Below are 23418 nucleotides of genomic sequence, written 5' to 3'. Positions count from 1 at the left end.
TTACTGGGCGATAGCCGCTGCCACGTTACGTTTCACTCCTTCGATCACAGCCTGCAGCTGCTCTTTCTCGCTCGCATCCAGTGCTTGCAGTGGCGCGCGCACCGGACCGGTGTACAGGCCAGCCAGTTCGCAACCGTATTTGATTGACTGTACAAACTTGCCGCCGTCGAGGAAGTGCATCAGTGGCATCATGGCAGCCATAATGCGGCGACCTTTAGCGAAGTCTTTCTCTACTACGCACGCCTGATACAGCGCTACATGCTCACGCGGGATGAAGTTAGAACCGGCACAAACCCAGCTCGGTGCACCCCAGGCGAAGAACTCCAGCGCCTGATCGTCCCAACCACAAGAGAGTGAGATGTTCGGGAATTTGCACGCCAGCAGGTGCAGATTGTTGAAATCACCGGAGCTCTCTTTGATAGCCACAACGTTTGGTGAGCTGCTCACCGCATTGAAGTAGGTTTCGCCCATAGAGATACCCATACGGCCTGGGTAGTTGTAGAGCATAATTGGCAGCTGAGCGGCTTTATCGACGGTCAGTGCGTGGTGTGCGTTCTCCAGCTCGGTTGGCAGAGCGTATGGAGGAGAGGTCACTAAAATCGCGTCGGCTTTGATTTCACGCGCATGCTTAGCGTAGGTCACCGCGTCTTCAGTACGGATTGCGCCAGTACCGATGATCAGCGGCAGACGGTCGCCAATCACTTTACGTGCGTGTTCTGCCAGCGCCAGGCGCTCTTCGGTGGTCTGTGCGTAATATTCGCCGGTAGAACCGCCGATGATAATACCGTGAACGCCGCCCTCAATCAGGGATTCCAGCACCTGGGAAAAGCTCGCGAAATCAATGCTGCCATCGGCTGCGTAAGGGGTAATAGCTGGGGTATAAATGCCTTCAAATTTAAACACGATTCTCTCCAGGTTTAGATGCAGATGGCCGTCTATCATCGGGTGCCATCTTGCGGCGATAAATTGCGATTTAAGCGCTGTGTCATCCCTGTCACTTGCGGGGCAGAGTGCGGGTGGTTGTTAAAAATTTGCATAGAGTGGATAGCGGGGTCAACGGGGATAAGAATTTTGTATACCTGAAAAATACAAGGTAAATACAAAATCGTAGGAGGATTTTACCGGTGTAAAATATTTTTTTGATAAAAATCATTCGATTATGTAATAAATTTCAGCGTGATAATTTTATAGCTGAAGTTTAATAACGATCACAATCTGTGAGAATTATTGCGTGGAGTCTCTTTACACTGCGGTGGGAGAAGCATACTTTTAACGCTGAATTTAACCTGTTTTTAACAGCTTTGCTGCGCGTAGCCAGGCTGTAGTGATACCGAGGTGGTAGGAATGACAAACCGCAAAGCGACACTGATTGGACTGATGGCAGTCCTGCTGTGGAGCGCAATTGTAGGGCTGATTAGGAGTGTTAGCGAAGGGTTCGGCCCAATTGGCGGCGCAGCCATGATCTACACCTGTAGCGCGATACTGCTGCTATTTACCGTGGGTTTTCCTCGCCTGCGGGAATTTCCACGCGCTTACGTTATCTGGGGAAGCCTGCTGTTTGTCAGTTATGAACTCTGTCTTTCACTCTCACTGGGGTTCGCCAATAGCGCACAACAGGCGATTGAGGTGGGGATGGTGAATTATCTCTGGCCCAGTATGACCATTTTGTTCTCCGTGGTGTTTAACAAGCAGAGGGCCAGTTTGTTGATTATCCCAGGTATGCTGTTAGCGATTGCCGGAATTGGGCAGGTGCTGGGCGGCAGTCATGGGCTATCGCTGCATGAAATTGGACTCAACCTGCAATCAAACCCACTCAGTTATGGTCTGGCCTTTGCTGGCGCAATTATCTGGTCGGTATATTGTATTGTGACCAAGCGCATCGCGAACGGAAAAAATGGCGTGACGCTGTTCTTTATTCTGACAGCGCTGACACTGTGGATTAAATTCTCATTTTCACATCAACCGGACTTTATTATTAATACGCACGTTGTGATTAGTCTGTTGTTGGCGGCGATGGCAATGGCCTTTGGCTATGCTGCCTGGAACGTGGGGATTCTGCACGGCAATGTGACGGTGCTGGCCTCGGCCTCTTACTTTATTCCGGTAATCTCTTCCGTTATTGCCGCCACGATTTTGCAGTCTGGCCTCAGTATCCAGTTCTGGCAGGGCGCGGCACTGGTGTGTATTGGCTCCCTGGTTTGCTGGTGGTCAACCCGGACACGGTCATTGTCAAAAGTTTCGCAAGAAGCGCAATAAGCACCTGAAGCTGATGCCGTTACCCATCGGCATCAGCCTCTTTTAATCGTGATTGCACTGTTTTTATTTTAATATTTGATAACGGAGAAATTATCAGCCGCTTAATCTGATTAATCTCTTTATTTATCGCAACCAGGCCGTCAGGCTGATCGCTTAATTATAACTTCATAGTGTCGCCCGTTTATTTACGGGTTGCATTCATTCGCCTGCTTAGTAGCAAAGTATTAGAAAAACGGGAGTTTTTATGTCTCACCCAATTTCTGTAGAAGATGTCGCTTTCAGTCGTTTTCATCGGCTGTTAACCCTCCGTTCCGGCGGCGGTTCCTTCGTTGATGGCTATGTGTTAAGCATTATCGGTATCGCGATGACGCAAGTATCACCCGCGCTCGGGCTGACGGCCTTCTGGGAAGGTATTATTGCCGCCTCCGCGCTGATTGGTATTTTCTTTGGCGGCTTCTTCGGTGGCGCATTGACCGATCGCTTTGGCCGCAAACGTATCTATTTTGTCGGTCCTACCTTGTTTATCGTCTGCTCGCTGGCGCAGTTCTGGGTACAGAGCGGAGAGATGCTGTTTACCCTGCGTTTTCTGAGTGGTATCGCCATCGGTATTGAATATCCGGTGGCTACTGCCTTTCTGGTAGAGTTTCTGCCTAAGAAATCACGCGGTCCTTGTCTGGCCACGCTGACGCTGCTGTGGTTTGCTGGCGCGGCCACCGCCTATATGGTGGGCGAAGCGATTATGCAATCTGGCGGGGCGGATGCCTGGCGCTATACGCTGGCAAGTACGGTGGTGATTGGTGTGCTGCTGTTTATTATTCGCCTGGGGACACCGGAATCTCCGCGTTGGCTGATCAGTAAAGGGCGTCAGCAGGAAGCGGAAGTCATTATTAAACAAGTCTACGGCCCGGAGTTTAGCCTGCGCAATCTGCCGGTACAGCCCGCCTCAAAGCACCTCTCATTCAAAAGCCTGCTGCACTCGGGTTACGGCAAACGCATGGTGTTTGTCAGCCTGTTCTGGACCTGTTCGGTGATCCCGGTGTTTGCCGTCTACGCTTTTGCGCCGAAAGTGCTTCAGGCACTGCACCTCGACGGTAACTGGGCTTCACTGGGTTCGATCGCGATTACCTTGCTGTTTGTGGTCGGTTGTTTGATTGCTACCAAGTTAGTCAACGTAGTAGGGCGTCGTAAACTGCTGCTGCACAGCTTCCTGTGGTCTGGGCTGGCGCTGTTAGCCCTCGGCTATCTGCGCGATGGATCATCCGCGATGATTCTGCTGATGTTTGGCGCTTATGCCCTGTTTATTGGTGGTGCGCAGGTGTTGCAGCTGGTCTATCCCAATGAAATCTTCCCGACCGCGATCCGTGCTGGCGCAGTGGGCATCGGGACGTCTTTATCTCGTATTGGCGCGGCGGTGGGGACGTATCTGGTGCCGATGTCGTTGGATACCATTGGCATCGGCCATACCATGTACATTGCTGCAGGCATTACCTTTGTGGGACTGGTGGTTTCCTGGTGGCTGGCACCAGAAACCAATGCCATGAGCCTGGAAGATGCTGCGTCTTTATCTGAAGCGAGCCCTGGGCTGAGTGAAAAAACTGCGCCACTCACCCGACGCAGTAATATCTGAAGCTTAAGGCTTCACTAATTTCTCCACATCACGCCGGCGCTTCCTGAAGGAGCCCGGCGTTTCGCCATACTGCTTACGGAACCAGTCCACCAGATGCGAAGCATCGCTAAAGCCACAGGTAGTGGCAATGGCGTGAATGCTACTGTCTGTGTCAGACATCAGTTTACGGGCGTGTTCCAGGCGCATCCGCCGCCAGTACACTGCGGCGGTATAACCGGTGTTTTTGATAAACAGTTGGTTGAGCTGGCGCACCGTCAGCGCAGAGAATTCAGCAACCTCGCTTAACGGCAGCGGTGAGTCGAGATGATGACGCATAAAATCAATCACTTTGCGTACCGCCGGGTTGTCATACAGCAGGGTTGCCGCCTCACCGGTCGCTTTCTTAGTGGAGCGAGATTTGCCGTTATCGACCAGCAAATATTGCAACCCTTTCTCTGCGCGCATCTCGCCACAATGTTTACGAATCAGGTCCGCTGCCAGATCAATAGCCGTGCCGCCAGGGCAAGAGATGATGCCGCCATCCTTGATATAAGTTTTATCTATTACCGGTATTGCCTTGGGAAAGCGCTGGCGAAATTCATCACGGGTTGTGAAGTGAATGGCACAGCGCTTACCGTCTAACAGACCCGCATTTCCCACAATAAACGCGCCGCTGCACAGGGTGATAATGGGAATATTGCGCGCGTGGATTTCGCGCACGGCATCCAGTAACCACGCGGGGGGATTTCGCGTCTCTTCCAGCAGCCCGCCGGCCAGCACCAAATAGTCCCAGTGTTGATTGAAATCCAGCGGTGCCGTTGGGCTAACGGGTAGACCACAACTGGCCGTTACTGGCTGATTGTCGCAGGTCATCCACTCCCACTGACAAAAAATCTGCCGACTGGAGAAAGACTCATCGGCGGCGAAACGCAGCGATTCCACTAACCCGGCAACCTGCATCAGGGTGAAATGATTCATCAGCAGAAAACCGATACGGAGTTCGGGTTTCGGTTGGGCAATTTCGTCGGGCGATACGGCGGAAAATGTCATAAATGCTGGCCCATTCGGGGAAATATTTACTGTCTTGATGATCGCCCAAATACGGCCAAAATGAAATGCAATGGTGCAGATTTGCCGCGATATAACACAATTTTTTTCCGCTATTCACTCCCCGTTTGGCTAAGCAAATTCGCGGGTGAAAAAGGGCTATTGTCCTCCTGCTGAAAAGGGCGATTCTCTGATCGCTAACCGGTGAATTTTCAGGCGAAAATTTGCGGCGAACGTTAAGGAATTCTACTAGAATAATCGATTCAGCTTAAACGCATCCGCCAGGTAACGGCGAGTGGTTAAGGTATTTATTGATGAATTCTGATGCATGGAGAGAGTGATGTTGAATAAAGATACCCAGCTTTGTATTTCGCTTTCAGGCAGGCCGAGCAACATTGGCACGCGTTTTCATAATTATCTGTACCAAAAACTGGCGTTGGACTTCATCTATAAAGCGTTTTCAACCGATGACATTGAGCACGCCATTAAAGGCGTGCGCGCCTTGCAGATTCGCGGTTGTTCGGTTTCTATGCCGTTCAAAGAGAGCTGCATCCCGTTCATTGATACGCTGTCTGATTCCGTTAAGGCGATCGATTCTGTGAATACCATCGTCAACGACAAGGGTCACTTAACTGCCTACAACACGGATTACATTGCGGTAAAAGACCTGATTGACCTCAACTTCAAAGATAAACAACAACGTGTGTTGATTCAGGGCAGTGGCGGCATGGCAAAAGCGGTGATCGCGGCATTCCGTGACAGTGGTTTTCGCGATGTGGTGATTGCGGCGCGCAACCAGCAGCAAGGTCAGGCTCTGGCGGACAAATATCACTATCGCTGGCAGTCCACCCCTGAAGGCGTGACGGCAGATATTTTAGTGAATGTCACCCCAATTGGGATGAGCGGCGGCGCAGAGCAGGATCAGCTCGCGTTCTCTGAGCCTGCGATTGCCGCAGCGACATTTGTGTTTGACGTGGTGGCATTCCCGGCAGAAACCCCCTTGATTCAGCGGGCGCGGCAGTTAAATAAAACCGTGGTCACCGGGGCCGAAGTCATTGCCTTGCAGGCGCTGGAACAGTTTGCTTTATATACCGGCGTTCGTCCCGATCACGCGTTAATGCTCGAAGCCTCTGCCTGGTCTCGAGCCTGATATTCCTCTCAATCCTCAGCCAGAGTTGTGCTTTTTTGTTAAGTAGGTAGACTGGTCTACCTACTTAAGACTCTGGAGAGTGTCCATGACAGACAGCGCCCATGACAAACTGCTGAATGCCGCACGCGCGCTGTTCTACAGCCACGGGATTAATAACACCGGTATTGATGCGATTACCAAACGTGCCGGGGTGGCGAAAAAGAGCTTATATAACAATTTCAGTTCTAAAGACGCGCTGATTGAGGCCTATCTGACGGCTCGCCATCAGGAGTGGTTAGATTTTTATTACGCGCGTGAGAAAAGGGCGCAAACCCCGCGTGACAAAGTGGTGGCGGTGTTTGAGGCCTACGCCGATCACGCTGAGTTCGCTTACGAAGAGGGTTTTCGCGGTTGCGGGTTATTAAATGCTGCGGCTGAGTTTCCCGCAGGTTCACCGGGTCGTTTGGCGGTGCGACAACACAAAGAGCAGGTTGAATCGATTCTTGCAGAACACCTTGCAGAGCTGGCCAGGTCCACAGGACGTGACACTCAACCACTGGCACGCCACTTCGCCTTTTTACTGGAGGGGAGCATCTCCCGTGCGGGGCTGGAAGGCGATAGCCGCTGTATTTTTCAGGCCAGTGAGATGGCTCAGCAGATGATGGAGGCATTATGAGCCGCGGCAATGGGCAACAGGCCTTAGGGATGTCAGGCGTATTGATTGCCGCATTGCTCTGGGGCACCACGGGCACCGCCGCAACCTTTGCGCCGGCGTTAAGCCCGCTCGCCATCGGCGCGGTAGCCATGGGGACTGGCGGTATTTTGCAGGCGTTGGTCGCCTGGTCCGCGATTATCAGGCAGCGCCGTCAAATCTGGCAGCAGCGACGCTACCTGCTGATGGGGGCGGTGGCGGTGGCAATCTATCCGCTCTCGTTCTACGCATCGATGCATTTGGCGGGGGTCGCTGTGGGTACTGTTATTTCAATTGGATCTGCTCCGTTACTTTCTGCGCTGCTGGAGTTCTGGCTGGAGGGGCATCGCTTAAGCCGCCGCTGGATGTGCGGATCCGCTGTCGGCGTGACCGGAATGGGGCTGTTAACCTTTGCAGAAAGTCATGGAAGCCAGGCAGTCAATACCCACGCGCTGCTGGGGATCCTTTTAGGTCTGGTTGCGGGGTTAACCTATGCGTTTTACTCCTGGTCTGCGCGTCAGATGATGCAACAAGGGACGAGCGGCCGGGCGGCAATGGGGGCGACCTTCGGTATCGGTGGGTTGCTACTGATGCCGGTGCTGTTACTGACCGGAGCACCCTTGCTGCATGGCTGGGTTAATGCGGCAGTCGGTATTTACATGGCCCTGGTACCGATGTTTATTGGCTATCTCTGTTATGGCATGGGTCTGGCCCGGATTCGCGCCAGTACCGCCACCACCATTACCTTACTGGAGCCGGTAGTCGCGGCAATTCTGGCAGTGGTATGGGTGGGGGAAACGCTACCGTTGATGGGATGGGGGGGCATCGTGCTGATTGTGGGTTGCCTGGTGATTATCACCGTACCGGCTTCGCTGTTGACCCGACGTCCCCAAACAGAGGCAGTTTAAGCCTCGCGTAACGCTTATATACGCTTTTTTTGGTAATGCATATCCCCGGAAATAGCAGAAAATCGCCGGGGTTTATGCGCAATAGCCCACATGATTACGTTTGCTTTCACCTTGCTTTTGACACCCCACTTTTTTTTCCCGGGATTGCGCTTATCATCCGGTTACGGACGATTTTATCCGTATATTGATCGGGGAATTTTTGTATGCGTAAGATGACGTTTATTGCCGTAACGTTCGGTTTATTAATGGTAGCCACGACACAAGCTCAAGCGGCTGGTTGTATTAAGGGCGCGATTGTAGGGGGTGCCGCAGGCCATCTTAAGCATCATGCATTAGCCGGTGCAGCGGTGGGTTGCGTCGTCGGACACCATCTGGCGAGCAAAAAGCAGAAGCAAGAAGCTGAACAACGCCAGCAGCAACAGCAACAACAACACTAAGTGATACCCAACAGACCAGCGGCCGCATAAGCCGCTGGTTTTTGTCTTATCAGGCTTCGGTGATTTCTGGGTGACGTAGAATGCGCACCGGCGCTGACTTGTAGGAAGGCGTACCGCTCTCCTTATCGATATAATCCAGCGGTACCAACACGTTGGCTTCTGGATAATAGGCACCAATCGATCCCTGTGCAATGCCATAGCGGATCACCGTCATGCCCTCCAATCGCATATGATGCCCCGGTACCGCAGACTCAAGATCCACCGTATCTCCGTGTTCAAGCCCGAGCCGCTGTAAATCCTCATCACACATGAACAACACATCACGGCGGCCAAACACGCCACGATAGCGATCGTCCAGCGCATAAATGGTGGTGTTGTACTGGTCGTGGCTGCGTAGCGTAATCATCCTGAGCACATCGGCTTCCTGCAAGGCCGGGTCTTCATCATCCCCTTGATACACTGAGAACATGGCTTTACCGCTGGGTGTCGGCCAGATACGTTGACGAGGCGGCAGAGGCATCTGGAAGCCGCCGGGTTGGTGGATGCGTTGATTGTACTGCTCAAAGCCGGGAATGGTTTTTTCAATCAAGTCACGAATGCGATCGTAATCCGCAACCAGTTCGTCATAAGGTACCTGAGATGCCGGTAAGGTGGCTTTCGCCATTCCTGCAACAATGGCTGGTTCAGAACGTAACAGGGGCGAAGCCGGTTTCAGCTTGCCTGAAGAGGCATGCACCATCGACATGGAGTCCTCAACCGTGATGGCCTGGCGTCCAGTGGCCTGGTCATCAGCTTCTGTGCGACCGAGGCAGGGAAGGATCAGCGTCTCCTTGCCGGTGAGCAGGTGCGTGCGGTTGAGTTTCGTCGCCACATGCACACTCAGATCGAGTTTTTTCATGGCCGGGAAGCAGGCATCGGAATCGGGTAGGGCAACGGCAAAGTTACCCCCGAGACAGATCAGTGCTTTAGCGCTGCCTTCAACCATCGCTTTCATCGCCTGTACCGCATCGTGCCCATGCGCCTGCGGAGGGGTAAAGTGAAAGGTCTGCTGGAGATTATTCAGGAAGGTTGCAGAGGGCTTCTCCGTGATCCCCACCGTCCGGTTGCCCTGCACGTTAGAGTGTCCGCGCAGTGGACAAACGCCCGCACCGGGCTTACCAATGTTGCCGAGCATCAGCAGTAGATTGGTCAGTAGACGGACGTTATCCGTGCCCCGGTTATGCTGGGTGATGCCCATGCCATACGTCAGGATGGTCGCTTTGGATTTCACGTACGCCTGGGCAACGCTTTCCAGTTCTGCGCGTTTAAGGCCGGAGACCGCCTCAATGGAAGTCCATGAAGTGGTCTCGATATCCTGCTTAAAGGCGGGGAAGCCCTGGGTGTGTTCATCGATAAACGCGTGATCAAGCGCCTGGCCGGTCTCTTCCTCCAGCGCTAATACCGCTTTCGCAATCCCTTTCAATGCAGCAGAGTCTCCACCTGCGCGCACCAGATAGTAGGTTGAAGCAATGTTGGTGGAACGATAGGTCGCCATTTCCATCACGTTTTGTGGATCGGCAAAGCGCTCCAGCGCCCGTTCACGCATCGGATTAAATACGATGATGGGAACATTTTTACGGGCCAACTCATGCAGGGTGCCCATCATCCGTGGATGGTTAGTACCGGGATTATGCCCAATCGATAAGATCAACTCGGCATGGTCAAAATCTTCCAGCGAAACGGTGCCTTTGCCGATGCCAATAGATTGCGGCAAGCCAACACTGGTGGCTTCATGGCACATATTGGAGCAGTCCGGGAAGTTATTGGTGCCGTATTCCCGGGCGAACAACTGAAACAGATACGCGGCTTCGTTTGAGGCGCGACCGGAGGTATAGAACTCAACCTGATGGGGAGATAACTGTTGTAGCTGTTCCCCGATGCGGCTAAAAGCCTCTTCCCAACTGACTTCCACCAGGGTGTCCGTTGTGGCGTCATAGCGCAGCGGCGTGGTTAACCGGCCATAGCCTTCAATTTGAAAATCACTCTGCCTGAGCAGGCTGGACACCGTATTCTGCGCGAGAAACTCCGGCGTAACCCGCTTATTGGTCGCTTCCCAGGTGACGGCTTTGGCACCATTCTCACAGAATTGAAACGTCGATTTGTGGTCTTTATCCGGCCACGCGCAGCCGGGACAATCAAAACCATCGGGCTGATTGGTGCGCATCAGCGTTTGAGGCGCGACCAGCGCATCCATTTGCGTTTTTACGGCAATGGCTGTCGCTTTCAGTGCTCCCCAGCCTCCTGCTGGGCCATCGTAAGGGTGAACCCCTGGGACATTACGCGGTTTGTTGCTCATATTGGCTCCGGGTGTGCTTCCTGATAATGACGGACAGGCGTAATTACCCCTGCAAAATGTACTGATAATTGTAGAGCACAACGGCGATTTTGCTGTGAAGCCCAGACAGGAGAGGGCTTGCACACGGATGGTGATTCGGCTGGTGGGGTTCATGGCCACTGGAAGAGGCCTGTGCAGATCCATTCCGTGCTTGAAAAGGGGATCCCGGTTGCTGAAAATATTTTATAGACGACCGGTCGAATTGTTGTTACCGTAGCAACATGAAAACTGCAACGCATCAACATAACCAGCAAGTCCGCGAACATATTCTGGCTGTCGGCCAGCGTATTATGGCGGGTAAGGGCTTTTCAGCCGTTGGCCTGAAAGAGATTCTCGATGAGTCAGAGGTGCCAAAAGGCTCCTTTTACTACTACTTCACGTCCAAAGAGGATTTCGGGGTAGCGATGTTGAGTCACTATTTCGACGCCTACCTGGCGGAGCTTGATCAATTGCTCGCTGAAAACGGGACGACGTACGCTCAACGGTTGATGAACTACTGGTTGCTGTGGTCTGAAACCCAGTCTTGTGAAGATTGTCAGGGCAAATGCCTGGCGGTAAAACTGGGCGCAGAAGTCTCTGATCTGTCAGACAAGATGCGCGCCGCGTTGATGCGCGGTACGGCTGGGATTATCTCACGACTGGCGGCGGCGCTGGAAGCCGGCGCAGCGGAAGGTTCTTTGCAGTTCGAAGGTGAAGCTGAAAGGGCTGCTGAAGCACTTTATCAGCTGTGGGTGGGGGCAAGCATTATGGTGAAAATTGTCCGCACGGCGACACCGTTTGAAGCAGCGCTGAGCCTGACCCGACAGACGTTACGCATCTCCCTCTAAGGAGGGAGTTATTTTTTATCTGTTTTATAGTCGACCGGTCTACTTTAAACCGATGCATTTATGAGCGCCCGGTCTACTATTAATTACCTATCGACAAACAGGAGTTAGACAATGAAAGTTCTGATGGTACTGACCTCGCACGACAAACTCGGTGATACCGGCCATAAAACTGGCTTCTGGCTTGAAGAGTTAGCAGCACCTTATTACGCGTTTAAAGATGCAGGCGCAGAAATTACGCTGGCATCTCCGCTGGGTGGCAATCCTCCGCTTGATCCGAAAAGTAACGAACCTGACTTCCAGACCGAATTTACTCATCGCTTCGAAGCCGATGCGGCTGCCAAAGCCCAGCTTGCCACCACCGTGAAGCTGGACAGCGTATCTCAGGCTGACTTCGATGCCGTATTTTATCCAGGGGGCCATGGTCCACTGTGGGATCTGGCTGAAGACAAACACTCCATTGCACTGATTGAGTCGTTCTTTGCCGCGGGCAAGCAGGTTGCTTTTGTCTGCCACGCGCCGGGCGTATTGCGTCATGTAAAAGCACCAGACGGTCAGCCATTGGTTGCCGGACGTAAAGTGACGGGCTTCACCAATACCGAAGAAGAGGCCGTCGGCCTGACCGATGTCGTGCCATTCCTGGTTGAAGACGAGCTGATTGCGAAGGGCGGTCTTTATTCGAAAGCCGCTGACTGGTCATCTTATGTCGTCACTGATGGTCTGCTGATCACCGGGCAGAACCCAGGTTCATCAGAAGCTACTGCGGCGCAGCTGATTAAAGCGCTGACTAAGTAATTGAAATCACTGGCTGAGCACGATTATGGCTCAGCCAGTTTGTATAGCAAAGGATACCTCCAATGAAAGCAGTAACCTATGCACAGCCCGGCGGCCCGGAAGTCATGCAGTTAGTCGACGTTGCTGAACCGGTGATCAAACCGCATGAAGTGCTGATTGCCGTGGAAGCCATCAGTATTGAAGGCGGCGATATTATCTCGCGTAACAGCCAGTCTTTGCAGCCGGGTGAATACTTAGGCTACTCGGCGGCGGGCACGATTCTCGCAACCGGCAGTGATGTGCAGGGCCTGGCACCAGGACAAAAGGTGGCCACGTTCAACTGGCGTGGAGCTTATGCAGAACGCCGTGCCGTCCCAGCCTATAACTGTTTTCCTGTTCCCGCAGGCCTTGATCCGCGCGTAGCGGCGGCCATACCGGTTGGACCTGGCACCGCTGCATGGGCGTACCATTTGGGTAAATTACAACCCGGCCAGACCGTGTTGATTTTGGGTGCAGCAGGTGGTGTTGGCGTCGCTGCCGTTCAGCTGGCATCACGTATGGGCGCACGCGTTATCGGTACTGGAACACGAGCCGAATCACTCGAGAAGCTGCGTCAGTTCGGCCTGGATGACGCCATCGTGGTTGGCGAGCAACAGGCGGGCGATCAAGTGCGTGCGCTGCTGGGCGGTAACAAAGTCGATCTGCTGATTGATACCATCGGCGGTGATGCGTTATCGGATGGTGTCGAAGTCCTGCGTGATGGCGGAACCGCAGTGATTATCGGCATTCTGGCCGGTCGCAATCATATGATTGATACCGAATATCTGCTGCTGCATCGCATCACGTTGATTGGTTGCCTGTTAGGCCCGGAATGGGGTGAAAAACAGATTGCACGCGATCTGGTGAATGAACTGATGCAGATGGCGGCAAACGGTGAGTTAACCGTGCCCGTTGACAGCACGTTCCCGCTGGAAAAGGTGATTGAGGCACACCAGCGTGCAGAAACCCGCGGGCGTCTTGGTCGTGTGTTCATGACCCTGTAGTGAACAGGCCGGTGAAGCGATACTCTATGCTGAACCGGTCAAGATTTTGATCTGGCATTGTCATCAATGCCGAACCAGCCAGAGAAGATGAAGGTCATCTCATGGCGTCTTAGTTCGGAACAATCAGGTCAGCTTTGCCTCTATAACATAAATACGTACAATCATAATTATGTTAAATAGTGACACTGAGTCCGTACTCTCCATTGCTTTGTGCTCCCTGCTACCGCATTTCCCCCTCATAACGCCCGCACTCTCATCTCCTTCTGCTGTTACAGGCTGAGCATTGCCAGCAGCATTATCATCGCGTTGACGACTAACAATTTCAGACTGCACCCTGGGCCGAACTCGAGCAGCTTGCTGCTGTTCCTTATCAGTAACATGCACAGGCCGCAATGCGCTACTTCGTCTAAACATGACCTGGCGATGATAATGTTAAGCGATGCTCCCTTCTCAATTTCCGCGTCTTGTTCAAACAAGCAGCTGTGGATGAAGCTGTAAACTTGCGGTCGAATTTTTATCTATTCAATAATGATGGCAACCTAACCCAATAAACATTGATGATCCGTTGAGGATTTGTTTAAAGGAAAATAGAACTGTGAATTTGAATTACTAAACGAACGCACAACAAGTTTTATATTCGCGCATTTCAGGTGTAATTATTTTTTTCTACACACGATCTACACACAGAGTAAACGCACCTCAAACAAACAGGCGCGGAAAATATTCATTCGCAAGAAGTACATTAAGTTCCAGGAAAAAAAGTTAAAAAAGCGCTTGATAAGACACCACGAACACTGTTCAAATTGAAAGGTAATTTTTCGGGTATTGATGAATGCAAAGATCCTTGTATCACCTGCCCTGTTCATTCTATCGGTGTTAAATGAGTGATTATGATTTTCTTCATCATCACCTGACTTGCTTCATGACGATGAAATACAGGTTCCTGAGTAGGTTTACAACTGTAAGCCATTAAGAGCTGGCGTTGGCTGCATTCATAACTCAACAGCGAGAATGTTTCCTGGAAACACCTCTCTCGGTTAAATTTATTTAAAGAAATGAATAAGATGAAAAAAATTTTAATTACCGGCTCAACAGGCTTTTTAGGTGGAGCTGTGCTGGCAAATTTGCTCCAGCAAGGCAATGATGACCATTTGTATCTCCTTGTCAGAGGCAACACACCAGAGGAAGGACTGGACAGGATTCAGATCAACCTGAGAAATTTTGGCCTCAGTGAGGATGTCGTTAACAATGTTACCCTCAAAAATATTATTTTGGGCGACCTCGCTACAGCGGAAAGCTTTATCGACAATCCCCTGCTGGATGAAATCACGCATGTGATCAACTGTGCGGCGGTGGCTTCGTTTGGAAAAAATCCTTTCATCTGGAAGGTCAACGTTGAGGGAACCTTCCAGTTTGCTGAGCGCATGAGTCGGGTTCGCGTCTTAGAAAAGTTTATCCATGTCGGAACAGCAATGTCGTGCACACCGGAACCTGATTCCCTTGTGACTGAAAGCGAGCTGGTTTCCAACAGGGAGCAGCATATTGTCGAATACACATGGAGTAAAGCCACGATTGAACAAATGATGACGGAGCGATTACCACAGCTGCCGCTCATTATTGCTCGTCCTTCTATTGTGGTTGGACATTCAAATCAAGGTTGCCTGCCTTCTGCGAGTATTTTCTGGGTTTTCCGTATGGCACTCACATTGGGTAAATTCACCTGCCAAATGCAAGACCGCATTGATGTTATTCCCGTCGACTATTGTGCAGATGCTCTGGTGCTATTGCTCAGTGCTGAGGGCGTTCTCAATGAAATATTCCATATTTCTGCGGGCACAGACAGAAGTGTAACCTTTGCAGAGATTGATGAGGCGATGGCTAAAGCCTCAGGTACACCAGCGTTAGGAGATAATTATCAGAAAGTCTCGTATAAGCAACTTTCTGAGAGCAGAAAGCAATTTAAAGCGTTGTTTGGCCCCTGTAACGAACGAATCATGCTGCGCGCCATGAACTTATATGGTCATTTCTCAGAACTCAATGTGGTATTTGATAATTCTAAGCTTCTGAAGCTGGGAATACGGAAACCGTCAAAATTCATCGATTATGTCGATCGCTGTGTGCTGTCAACACGGGATGCGTCAATTGCAGAACTTATGCAGGTAGATTTCAAATAAGCGTAATGGTTCGATGAGATCGTAATTACTGCAGAACTTTAGAACAAACTGGATTTCTGCAGCCCTACTCATATTGAGTAGGGCCGTTAGCGTCTACGCAAGCAAAACGTGAAACTGTTATCAAGCTGCGCGTTTACGCCTGCCACTCACAACCAGCCCAACAATCATTAATACGATAGCAAAGCCGAAAATCAGGCTGGTGAGGTTTGCGCCAAGGCCGATACCGCCGTTATCCACTGGCTGTGACAGCAGATCGCCGCAGGCTGCGCCGAACGGTCGGGTCAGGATATATGCCGCCCAGAAGCAAAAGACCGGGTTGGCCTTAAAAATAAAGTGGGCACCCGCGATAATCACGATCCATGTACCGAAGAACACCGCCGCACCGTAATAACCGAGATTAACGTTTTCCGCCAGCCAGTCGCCCACTGCGGTACCGAGCGCAAACGTGGCCAGAATTGCCAGCCAGTAAAATAATTCGCGCCTACGGCTGTCAATGTGATGAATCGACAGCGTCCCTTCCCGGCGATACCACAGGATAAAAACAGCCAGCAAAAGAAGGCTGAAGATCAGTGATGAGATAACTAACGGCACATTCCAGACATCGGTGAGGTTATCGGTGATTAGGGTGCCAAAAACACTGATAAACACCACCGTAGTCCAATACCGAACCGGCTGGTAACAGGTTGCCCGCATCTGGTAAAACAGTGACAACATCAGCAGCGCGCCAGTCACTATCGACGTGATGGTTAAACCAAACCGCAAATCCATATTCAGAAAATCCGCCGCTGTTTCACCAATGGTGGTGGACATCATTTTGATTAACCAGAATACAAGCGTAATCTCGGGCACTTTATTGAGCCATACTGAATGGCTTTGCTGAATCGTCATTTGTATATTCCTGCCATTATCAAAACTGAATGTTTGCACCGGGATCACCCCCGGCACTGAGCCGCGCTAGCGAGCCACCCGGCGAACAAACTGGTACCCTACCGGCATCACAGAAAGCGCTACGATGGCCAGCGCCATCCATTCCATGTGACTTTTTACCCACGAAACCGAGCCCAGCCAGTAACCCAGGGTGATGAAGAATACGCACCAGCAACTGCCGCCAACGCCGTTCCATAACATAAATTTGCCTGTGGGCATTTGCCCCATACCGGCAGTGAAAGGCGCAAAGGTTCTGATGACAGGAATAAAGCGCCCGATAAAAACAGTGGCAGGCCCGTATTTCTCAAAATAGTGCTTTGTCTGTGCGACGTGATGCGGTTTTAAAATGCGTTGATTCATCATGCGCTGACCAATGGCTGAGCGGCCAACCAGATAATTCAGGCTATCTCCGGCAACGGCGGCGGCAATCATGACGCCAATGGCCAGGAGGGGTGAAACGGTACTGCTGGCCAGAAAAGCGCCCAAGGCAAAGAGCAGCGAGTCACCAGGCAGGAAAGGCGCGATGACCACGCCCGTTTCACAAAATATAATCAGCGCGATGACGCCCAGCCCCCACAAGCCGTAGTGGGCCAGGAGTTCGCTGATATGCGAAGCAGAAAAAAAGGTGAGAATGTCATGCAGAACCATGGGTTGCTCCGGGAAATTTCCACAGTGGAATTCCCGTGATTATCTGCTTCTGACCATGACCAAACCTGAACCTCAGGATGACAATTTTGTTAGATTCTGGGCGCTACTGCTACAGAGGCAGTATCAGGGTAAAGCAACTGCCCTGGCCTGGAGTGCTTTCCGCCTTGACTCTGCCGCCGTGCAGTTCTGCGATTGTCTTTACAAGCGCCAGCCCCAGCCCGGTGTGCTCTGCCCTACTTCGGGCCGCATCCACGCGATAAAAGCGGTCAAAGATATACGGCAAATATTCCGGGCTGATCCCTTCACCATTGTCCTGCACCGCCAGCAATACCGTATCATTCTCCCGAGATGCCTTGAGATAAACGGCTCCCCCCGATCCGGTATGGCGAATCGCATTTGACAGCAGATTAGAGAGCGCGCGTTGTAGATGAAGCGCATCGGCATGGAAAGAGACATCGCCTTCACAGGTTAAACGGATATTTTTCTCTTCCGCCAGAATGTCGTAATAACCCATCAGACGTTCAAACTCTGTGACGCTATTAAGCGGTTCGCGATGCAACGGTTCGCGGCTGTTATCTGCTCTCGCCAGAAACAGCATCGAGGAAATCATGCGCGAGAGCCTTTCGCCCTCCTCGATGATCTCGGCCAGCGTCTCCCGATACTCTTGCGGGCTACGGTCTTTACTTTGCGTCACGCTGGCGGCTGAGATGAGGTTGTTAATCGGGCTGCGAAGCTCGTGAGCGATATCGGATGAGAAACGGCTTAACTGTTTAAAGGACGCTTCTAGCCGCGTCATCATCCGGTCAAAGGAGGTCGCCAGGGTGTTGAGTTCGTGCGGCCAGTGCCGTGTAGCAAGGCGTGTATGCAAATCTTCCGCATCAATAGCCTCAATTTCCCGGCTGATCTTGCGCAGGGGCAGCAAGCCGCGTCGGGCAAGCCAGTAGCCAATGGCGGAAAAGACCACAATAGACAGCGCTACCGCAATTTGCATGCGCTGCCAGTAATCTTCAATAATTTCATTGTTCCGTGAGACATTAAGCGCCGCCTGAACCAGCCAGGGTTGGTTTCCTTTCAGAATGAAATTGGTTGAAGCGATCAGGTATTTCTCCCTGATCTCCCCTTGGTGATAGCGCCATGAGCGGTAGGTAAAGTCACGGGATGGCGGTGGAAAAACATTATGCTGTCGCTGCGCCACCAGTGCAAAATCTATCATCATGATGGCATTCTTCTTGACGATGCCAATCAGCAGCAGAATACCGATCATGGCGATAAAGGTGAGATCCAGATGAGCCAGCCTTAGCGCCAGCAGCGCGCCTACCGCCGCCGAGGGCAAGCCCAGCAAAATGGTCAGCGGGTGGATCCAGCTTTCATACAACACGCCAAGGATCACGTAAATAACCGCCAGTGCCATGACAATCAGCCAGATTTGGCTACTCTGCGACTGCTGGTAGAGCGCCGCCTGTCAAGCGTAGCTACCAAAGACCGATGTAGGCATCTGCATGTCGTGCTCCACCTGGGCGATCGCCGCGGTGGCATCTGACAGTGACTTACCCGGTGCAAGGTCGAAAGAGACAGTGATCGCGGGTAGCTGTCCCTGGTGGTTAACGGCGGTTATGCCCTGCATACGAGAAATATGGGTGAAGGTTGTCACAGGTAGCAGCGTGTTGGCGGCAGAACGGACATAGATCTTCGACAGATCGCTTTCGTTCTGACGGAACGGCTGCTTCACTTCCATAATCACTTCGTAGCTGTCTTCCGGCGCGTAGATGGTTGAGACCTGCTGAGTACCAAATGCCGCATACAAGTTACTGCGGATCTGATCGGCATCAACGCCAAGCAGTGAAGCTTTGTTACGGTCAATGTTCAGGTCGGCTTCCAGCCCGTTGAGCTGTGAGTCGCTGTTAACGCCCACAAATACGCCGGTTTTTTTCATCCCCTCCATCAGTTTATTTGCCCAGTTGTTCAGCGCCAGCGCATCGCTGCTATTGACGGATTGCAGCGTGTATTGATAGCTACTTTTAGACGAACGCCCCCCTATTTTCAGGTTCTGCACCGGGCTGAAAAACACCGTGATCCCAGGCATATAGCTTGTTTCGGCACGCATTTGCTGCACAAACTGTGGCATGGCCGGGCGCCGCGAGAGGTCTTTCAGCGTGAGTACTACTTGTGTGGTGTCATGATCCACTTTGGTGACCATATCCGCCACGGCCGGGTCAGCCAGCAGCGTTTTGCCGATCTGCTGCGCCACGGCAAGACGGCCATCGTAGGACATGTCCTGTGGCGTATCGATATTCGCGGTGATCTGGCCGATATCCTCCTGTGGGAAGAAGCTTTTCGGTGCGATCCAGTACAGGAAGATCGTCAGGAGTACCGTCGCCAGTGCCGCGAGCACCATCGATATCTTATGGGCGATAACCACGTTCAACGCGCGTGCGTAACCGCTGAGTACGGCATCAAATCCGCAGGCGGCAGCACCACGGCACTCTGCGAGCCGGCATCGACAGTGATATCCTCATAAGCCCCTGGCCACAGCAGATGGTCGGCATTCGAAAATCGTGCTTTAAAGGCCATCGTCCCGGTATTGGTACTCACGGTGTTATTGATGAAATCCAGTTGCCCTGCCACCTTTTCGCCTCTGGCATTCTTCACCCACACGGTTACCGGCCCCTGACTCTGTGCGGACAGCACAGCATTGAGGCTGGCTTCGGGCAGAGTAAACGAGACGCCGACAGGATCGAACTGATTAATGCTGACCATCGGTGAGCTGCTACCGAGCTGCACCAGACTCCCGATATGGACGTTCAGCGCGCCGGTTTTACCGCTAACGGGGGCATAAATTTTGGTGTAGCCCAGCTGCACCCGCGCCGTCTCGATATCCTGCTGCGCGGCGCTGCTTTGCGCCGCATACTGCTGCTGCGTGCTGATTAGCGTGTCCCAGTCAGAGGCGGAAATATAATTCTTCGCTTTTAAGCTGCGGCCACGGGCAACATCGTTCTGCGCTTTGGTCAACGCAGAGTGGGATTCCGCCAGTGCCGCCACCGCATGGCGTAACGAAGCCTGCTGCGTGCTATCGTCCAGCGTAAATAACAGCTGTCCCTGCTTAACAAAATCCCCTTCCTTAAAAGCCACGGAGGCTACCGTTCCGGTTACCTGAGACTGGATATCCACCTGATTCAGTGACACCACATGTCCCTGAGTGGAAAGCCGCAGCGGTACGGACTTCATCTCTGCCTGACTCAGGCTGACAAGTGGCTCGGTTGCTTTTTGAACCGATGCTGCACTGCTGTTTTGACGAAAGAGGAAATAAGAAAGGAGGCCGGCACCCAAAATAAGACCGATAACCAGCGAGGGTCTTGAGCGAAGTAATGTCATGGTTATTCACTGTGAATAAGAAATGGGGCCAGTCTACTGAGGTGATCTCTACAGAAAGGGGTTAGCAAGATGACAATCCTGTCATCTTGCCGTGACTATCGATTTTGGGAAGGTGTTTTACGATGGCCGGTACTTAACCGCGTCGATCAGTTTCGCGAAGGCTGCGGTGTGTTGTTTGCGGCTGGGGTAATACAAATAATACCCGCTAAACGGTGTACACCATGCCTGTAGAATGCGCTGGAGTTTCCCCTCTGCAATCAGAGACTTTACGCTGTCTTCCGGCACATAGGCGATGCCCATGCCAGAAACTGCGGCATCAATACGTGAGGACAAATTATTAAAAATCAGTTGGCCTTCAACTTTGACTTTGATCTCCCTATCGCCATCGCGAAATTCCCAGTTGTATATTCCCCCCAGGGTGGGAAGCCGCATATTGATGCAGTTATGATGTTGTAACTCATACGGCGTGGCCGGAATACCGTGCTGGGCAAAATAGCCAGGTGAAGCCACGGTCGCCATACTCCAGTCAGGACCGATACGGACGGCGACCATATCTTTCTCGACCTGTTCGCCTAAGCGCACCCCGGCATCAAACCGACCGCTGACAATGTCGGTCAGCGTATTATCCACCGACATTTCAACGTTCACTTCCGGGTACTGTTGGAGAAAGGGTTTGAGCAGTGGCCACAGCGTGGTGGTCAACGCGTGTTCACCGGCGGTAATGCGGATATTGCCGGAGATATTGCCCTGTTTCTCCTGAACACTCACCAGCGCTTTTTCGATGTCGTTGATCATTGGTTCAACGCTCTGCACCAGACGTTCCCCTGCTTCCGTCGGCGCAACGCTGCGTGTGGTACGGGTCAGCAGGCGTACATTCAGGCGTTCTTCCAGACCCCGGATGGCATGGCTTAATGCCGATTGCGAAACACCCAGTTTTGCGGCTGCACGCGTAAAGCTGCGTTCCTGCGCGACCATGACCAGGTAAATGAGGTCGTTAAAGTTTTCTTTAAGCATTTTACGCTTTCACCTTTGTACCCTTCAGCGGCATACCAAAGGGGGAATATAGGCGAAATACGCTCAGGTTGAACAGGGAAAAAAACCTTTGCGCCCGGATCGACGCCGCTGAAATTTATCCATGTGAGAGGGGATTGGCGAGATGTTCGCGGTTACTGAGATTTATGGGCAGGCGCAACAGTAAATACTTGTGCAGTAAATTGCCGCATAAGTAATGCAATATAAAGCATTACGAAATTCTACAAACATCATAAAAACTACCTTATTCTCGAACCGGCAATAACATTGCCATAGCATCAATTAAAAACGCCAACACAACAGGAAATAATAAATGAGAATAAAAACTTTGGGCTGGGTATTTACCCTGCTGACATTGGGGGCACAAAGCGCTATCGCCGCTCCCGATCTGAGCAAGACCACGCTGAGCGTGGCCAGTACCGGCTGGAAGGTCGAACAGGCAGTGTTAAAGCTGGCTAAACTGGACGACACACCCTATCGCGTGACCTATCAGACCTTCCAGGGCGGCGCTCTGGGGTTGGAAGCGATGGCGGCTAACAAAGTGGATTTCGCCGTCACCAGCGAAATTCCACCGGTATTTGCTTCGCTGGCAGCAAATAAGGGTAATTTCAAAATTATCGCGATTCAAAACAGCACCACGCTGCATCAGGAATTGATTGTTCCGCCTAATTCGCCGATAAAAAGCGTGGCGGATTTAAAAGGCAAACGCGTCGGCTATATTAAATCCACCACCGCGCACTATTTTCTCTATCAGATGCTGAAAAGCGCCGGTCTGAAGTGGGACGACATTAAGCGTGTGGAAATTACCACCGCCGACGGCGTCACCGCGCTGTTCGGCGGCGGCATCGATGCTTTCGCCAGCTACGGCAACTCGATCAGGGCCGCCGAGCTGCGCGGTGCTCATCAACTGGCCAGCGCCGAAAATATTCTGTCCGGCAATTTCCCTATCGTGGCGTCACAAATTTCGCTGCAAGACCCCGGCAAACGTGCCGCCTTCGCAGACTACATCGGACGCCTGAATGCCGCGTACTACTATGCCCAAACGCACCCGGAAGCCTGGGCTAAAGTCTCCGCCGACCCGACCGGCCGCCCCTACGACGTCGCGCTGGCAGACACCAAAGCTGAGTTCGCCCAGCGCCCAACCCGCGACACCACAGTTTCACCTGAAGCGCGCAAGACCCAGCAGGACGTGGCCGACACACTTTACGCCACTGGATTGCTGGAAAAACCGGTCGATGTCGCCACGTTCTACGACACCTCACTGACCGATGGAATCAATCAGTCCCTTGCCAGCCACCTTCCCAAATAACTTCACGGAACGACCGCAATGCAGAAAAATCATCCCGTTTCACTCACCGGCGAGTCGGTGATTCAGCCGCCGCGCGTCATCTCTGCGTCGCGGTTCAAACCAGCGCTGGCACGGCTGATGCGCCTGCTCGCCCCCTGGCTGCTGCCCATTGTACTACTGATCGTCTGGTACCTTTCCAGCCTGAACGAAGCCAGCCGCACTATCCTGCCGTCGCCGTTTGAGGTGGTAACGCGCGCTGTCACCAGTCTGGAGAATGGCGATCTGTCCGAAAGCATGTACGTCAGCGCTCGGCGCGCCCTTGCAGGCTTCGCGCTCGGCGGCAGCATTGGCTTCGTACTCGGCCTGCTCAACGGCATATCGCGGCGGGCTGAAATTACCCTCAGCACTACGATCAACATGGTGCACAACATTCCGGTGCTGGCCCTGATCTCGCTGTTTATCGTCTGGTTTGGTATCGGCGAGGAAGTGAAAATCGTTATGGTGGCGTTTGGCGTGTTTTTCCCGGTGTACATCAATACCTTTCACGGTATCCGGAACATTGATCGCGGCCTGCTGGAGATGGGCAAAGTCTACGGCTTCACACCGATGGAAATGTTCCGCGACATCATCTTCCCCGGCGCGTTGCCTTCGATTCTGGTCGGTGTGCGGCTGTCGCTCAGCATCATGTGGCTGGTGCTGATTGCTGCCGAAACCATCGCCTCCGATGCGGGTATCGGCTACATGGCCATCACTGGCCGCGAGCTGATGCAAATGGACAAGGTGGTGCTGAGCATCATCATCTATGCGCTGCTCGGTAAACTGTCCGACGTCATCGCTTCGTCGCTGATGCGCCGGGTTCTGCGCTGGCGCAATCAATAGGAAATCCAT

General features: G+C 52.4%; 20 protein-coding genes and 1 pseudogene. 12 read left to right on the top strand and 9 right to left on the bottom strand.

Annotated elements, in window-relative coordinates:
• Nucleotides 1-903 carry a dihydrodipicolinate synthase family protein gene (locus F3J40_RS18905; protein ID WP_017349209.1) on the bottom strand — a complete coding sequence of 301 codons (903 nt, stop codon included), beginning with the start codon at nucleotides 901-903 and terminating at the stop codon, nucleotides 1-3.
• A gap of 441 nt (nucleotides 904-1344) precedes the next feature.
• Between F3J40_RS18905 and yddG the strand changes: the two genes are divergently transcribed.
• On the top strand, nucleotides 1345-2256 hold the full coding sequence (yddG, locus tag F3J40_RS18900) for an aromatic amino acid DMT transporter YddG (protein ID WP_167017055.1): 912 nt from the start codon (nucleotides 1345-1347) through the stop codon (nucleotides 2254-2256).
• A 244-nt stretch (nucleotides 2257-2500) separates the two neighbouring features.
• A complete protein-coding gene (locus F3J40_RS18895; protein ID WP_167017047.1) occupies nucleotides 2501-3883 on the top strand; it encodes an MFS transporter in 1383 nt (460 codons plus the stop codon).
• 3 nt (nucleotides 3884-3886) lie between these two features.
• Here the strand turns inward: F3J40_RS18895 and F3J40_RS18890 are convergent, their stop codons facing one another.
• The gene (locus F3J40_RS18890; RefSeq protein WP_167017045.1) at nucleotides 3887-4912 is read right to left on the bottom strand and encodes a GlxA family transcriptional regulator; all 1026 of its coding nucleotides are present in this window, start codon (nucleotides 4910-4912) and stop codon (nucleotides 3887-3889) included.
• Nucleotides 4913-5249: 337 nt separating this feature from the next.
• Between F3J40_RS18890 and F3J40_RS18885 the strand changes: the two genes are divergently transcribed.
• The 4 genes from F3J40_RS18885 to F3J40_RS18870 all read left to right on the top strand — a co-directional run bounded on the left by F3J40_RS18885 (nucleotide 5250) and on the right by F3J40_RS18870 (nucleotide 8074).
• Nucleotides 5250-6059, top strand: a complete 810-nt coding sequence (locus F3J40_RS18885) for a shikimate 5-dehydrogenase (RefSeq protein WP_167017043.1) — start codon at nucleotides 5250-5252, stop codon at nucleotides 6057-6059.
• Nucleotides 6060-6144: 85 nt separating this feature from the next.
• Nucleotides 6145-6714: a TetR/AcrR family transcriptional regulator gene (locus F3J40_RS18880; protein ID WP_167017041.1), complete on the top strand. Its 570-nt coding sequence runs from the start codon at nucleotides 6145-6147 to the stop codon at nucleotides 6712-6714.
• A complete protein-coding gene (locus tag F3J40_RS18875; protein WP_167017039.1) occupies nucleotides 6711-7637 on the top strand; it encodes a DMT family transporter in 927 nt (308 codons plus the stop codon). The genes F3J40_RS18880 and F3J40_RS18875 overlap by 4 nt, the downstream gene beginning before the upstream one ends.
• Nucleotides 7638-7840: 203 nt before the next feature.
• Nucleotides 7841-8074, top strand: a complete 234-nt coding sequence (locus F3J40_RS18870; RefSeq protein ID WP_167017037.1) for a glycine zipper domain-containing protein — start codon at nucleotides 7841-7843, stop codon at nucleotides 8072-8074.
• Between the two features lie 49 nt (nucleotides 8075-8123).
• Here F3J40_RS18870 and F3J40_RS18865 read toward each other — a convergent pair whose 3' ends face one another.
• A complete protein-coding gene (locus F3J40_RS18865; protein ID WP_167017035.1) occupies nucleotides 8124-10409 on the bottom strand; it encodes an FdhF/YdeP family oxidoreductase in 2286 nt (761 codons plus the stop codon).
• Between the two features lie 260 nt (nucleotides 10410-10669).
• On the opposite strand from F3J40_RS18865, the gene F3J40_RS18860 reads away from it, so the two are divergent.
• The 4 genes from F3J40_RS18860 to F3J40_RS18845 all read left to right on the top strand — a co-directional run bounded on the left by F3J40_RS18860 (nucleotide 10670) and on the right by F3J40_RS18845 (nucleotide 15263).
• On the top strand, nucleotides 10670-11275 hold the full coding sequence (locus F3J40_RS18860; RefSeq protein WP_167017033.1) for a TetR/AcrR family transcriptional regulator: 606 nt from the start codon (nucleotides 10670-10672) through the stop codon (nucleotides 11273-11275).
• Between the two features lie 111 nt (nucleotides 11276-11386).
• The gene (locus F3J40_RS18855) at nucleotides 11387-12067 is read left to right on the top strand and encodes a type 1 glutamine amidotransferase domain-containing protein (RefSeq protein WP_167017031.1); all 681 of its coding nucleotides are present in this window, start codon (nucleotides 11387-11389) and stop codon (nucleotides 12065-12067) included.
• Nucleotides 12068-12129: 62 nt separating this feature from the next.
• Nucleotides 12130-13089: a quinone oxidoreductase family protein gene (locus F3J40_RS18850; protein WP_167017029.1), complete on the top strand. Its 960-nt coding sequence runs from the start codon at nucleotides 12130-12132 to the stop codon at nucleotides 13087-13089.
• A gap of 1064 nt (nucleotides 13090-14153) precedes the next feature.
• Entirely contained in the window at nucleotides 14154-15263 is a 1110-nt protein-coding gene (locus F3J40_RS18845; RefSeq protein ID WP_167017027.1) for an SDR family oxidoreductase, read from the top strand.
• Between the two features lie 120 nt (nucleotides 15264-15383).
• On the opposite strand, the gene F3J40_RS18840 is transcribed toward F3J40_RS18845, so the two are convergent.
• The 6 genes and pseudogenes from F3J40_RS18840 to F3J40_RS18815 all read right to left on the bottom strand — a co-directional run bounded on the left by F3J40_RS18840 (nucleotide 15384) and on the right by F3J40_RS18815 (nucleotide 21224).
• The gene (locus F3J40_RS18840) at nucleotides 15384-16151 is read right to left on the bottom strand and encodes a COG4705 family protein (RefSeq protein WP_167017025.1); all 768 of its coding nucleotides are present in this window, start codon (nucleotides 16149-16151) and stop codon (nucleotides 15384-15386) included.
• 66 nt (nucleotides 16152-16217) lie between these two features.
• A complete protein-coding gene (locus F3J40_RS18835) occupies nucleotides 16218-16838 on the bottom strand; it encodes a VTT domain-containing protein (protein WP_167017023.1) in 621 nt (206 codons plus the stop codon).
• Between the two features lie 109 nt (nucleotides 16839-16947).
• Nucleotides 16948-18051 carry a heavy metal sensor histidine kinase gene (locus tag F3J40_RS18830; RefSeq protein ID WP_240155538.1) on the bottom strand — a complete coding sequence of 368 codons (1104 nt, stop codon included), beginning with the start codon at nucleotides 18049-18051 and terminating at the stop codon, nucleotides 16948-16950.
• Between the two features lie 24 nt (nucleotides 18052-18075).
• A pseudogene (locus F3J40_RS18825) lies at nucleotides 18076-19257 on the bottom strand (efflux RND transporter permease subunit); the annotation flags it as partial.
• Nucleotides 19258-19259: 2 nt separating this feature from the next.
• Nucleotides 19260-20210, bottom strand: a complete 951-nt coding sequence (locus F3J40_RS18820) for an efflux RND transporter periplasmic adaptor subunit (RefSeq protein ID WP_167017021.1) — start codon at nucleotides 20208-20210, stop codon at nucleotides 19260-19262.
• A 117-nt stretch (nucleotides 20211-20327) separates the two neighbouring features.
• Entirely contained in the window at nucleotides 20328-21224 is an 897-nt protein-coding gene (locus F3J40_RS18815) for a LysR family transcriptional regulator (RefSeq protein ID WP_167017019.1), read from the bottom strand.
• Between the two features lie 331 nt (nucleotides 21225-21555).
• Here F3J40_RS18815 and F3J40_RS18810 point away from each other — a divergent pair, with 331 nt between their 5' ends.
• Both F3J40_RS18810 and F3J40_RS18805 read left to right on the top strand, forming a co-directional pair.
• Entirely contained in the window at nucleotides 21556-22551 is a 996-nt protein-coding gene (locus tag F3J40_RS18810; protein WP_167017017.1) for an ABC transporter substrate-binding protein, read from the top strand.
• A gap of 117 nt (nucleotides 22552-22668) precedes the next feature.
• On the top strand, nucleotides 22669-23409 hold the full coding sequence (locus tag F3J40_RS18805) for an ABC transporter permease subunit (protein WP_167017225.1): 741 nt from the start codon (nucleotides 22669-22671) through the stop codon (nucleotides 23407-23409).
• Nucleotides 23410-23418 lie beyond the last annotated feature (9 nt).

It is taken from the genome of Candidatus Pantoea multigeneris, assembly GCF_011752615.1.
Taxonomy (GTDB): domain Bacteria; phylum Pseudomonadota; class Gammaproteobacteria; order Enterobacterales; family Enterobacteriaceae; genus Pantoea; species Pantoea multigeneris.
Note: the sequence above shows the minus strand (reverse complement) of the source record. Positions and strands in the feature narration are given on the sequence as shown.

Excerpts from the sequence above, each read along its gene's own strand:
- yddG (WP_167017055.1), top strand. The coding sequence starts at position 1,345 with ATGACAAACCGCAAAGCGACACTGATTGGACTGATGGCAGTCCTGCTG.
- F3J40_RS18895 (WP_167017047.1), top strand. The coding sequence starts at position 2,501 with ATGTCTCACCCAATTTCTGTAGAAGATGTCGCTTTCAGTCGTTTTCAT.
- F3J40_RS18890 (WP_167017045.1), bottom strand. The coding sequence starts at position 4,912 with ATGACATTTTCCGCCGTATCGCCCGACGAAATTGCCCAACCGAAACCC.
- F3J40_RS18885 (WP_167017043.1), top strand. The coding sequence starts at position 5,250 with ATGTTGAATAAAGATACCCAGCTTTGTATTTCGCTTTCAGGCAGGCCG.
- F3J40_RS18880 (WP_167017041.1), top strand. The coding sequence starts at position 6,145 with ATGACAGACAGCGCCCATGACAAACTGCTGAATGCCGCACGCGCGCTG.
- F3J40_RS18875 (WP_167017039.1), top strand. The coding sequence starts at position 6,711 with ATGAGCCGCGGCAATGGGCAACAGGCCTTAGGGATGTCAGGCGTATTG.
- F3J40_RS18870 (WP_167017037.1), top strand. The coding sequence starts at position 7,841 with ATGCGTAAGATGACGTTTATTGCCGTAACGTTCGGTTTATTAATGGTA.
- F3J40_RS18865 (WP_167017035.1), bottom strand. The coding sequence starts at position 10,409 with ATGAGCAACAAACCGCGTAATGTCCCAGGGGTTCACCCTTACGATGGC.
- F3J40_RS18860 (WP_167017033.1), top strand. The coding sequence starts at position 10,670 with ATGAAAACTGCAACGCATCAACATAACCAGCAAGTCCGCGAACATATT.
- F3J40_RS18855 (WP_167017031.1), top strand. The coding sequence starts at position 11,387 with ATGAAAGTTCTGATGGTACTGACCTCGCACGACAAACTCGGTGATACC.
- F3J40_RS18850 (WP_167017029.1), top strand. The coding sequence starts at position 12,130 with ATGAAAGCAGTAACCTATGCACAGCCCGGCGGCCCGGAAGTCATGCAG.
- F3J40_RS18845 (WP_167017027.1), top strand. The coding sequence starts at position 14,154 with ATGAAAAAAATTTTAATTACCGGCTCAACAGGCTTTTTAGGTGGAGCT.
- F3J40_RS18840 (WP_167017025.1), bottom strand. The coding sequence starts at position 16,151 with ATGACGATTCAGCAAAGCCATTCAGTATGGCTCAATAAAGTGCCCGAG.
- F3J40_RS18835 (WP_167017023.1), bottom strand. The coding sequence starts at position 16,838 with ATGGTTCTGCATGACATTCTCACCTTTTTTTCTGCTTCGCATATCAGC.
- F3J40_RS18830 (WP_240155538.1), bottom strand. The coding sequence starts at position 18,051 with ATGATAGATTTTGCACTGGTGGCGCAGCGACAGCATAATGTTTTTCCA.
- F3J40_RS18820 (WP_167017021.1), bottom strand. The coding sequence starts at position 20,210 with ATGACATTACTTCGCTCAAGACCCTCGCTGGTTATCGGTCTTATTTTG.
- F3J40_RS18815 (WP_167017019.1), bottom strand. The coding sequence starts at position 21,224 with ATGCTTAAAGAAAACTTTAACGACCTCATTTACCTGGTCATGGTCGCG.
- F3J40_RS18810 (WP_167017017.1), top strand. The coding sequence starts at position 21,556 with ATGAGAATAAAAACTTTGGGCTGGGTATTTACCCTGCTGACATTGGGG.
- F3J40_RS18805 (WP_167017225.1), top strand. The coding sequence starts at position 22,669 with ATGCGCCTGCTCGCCCCCTGGCTGCTGCCCATTGTACTACTGATCGTC.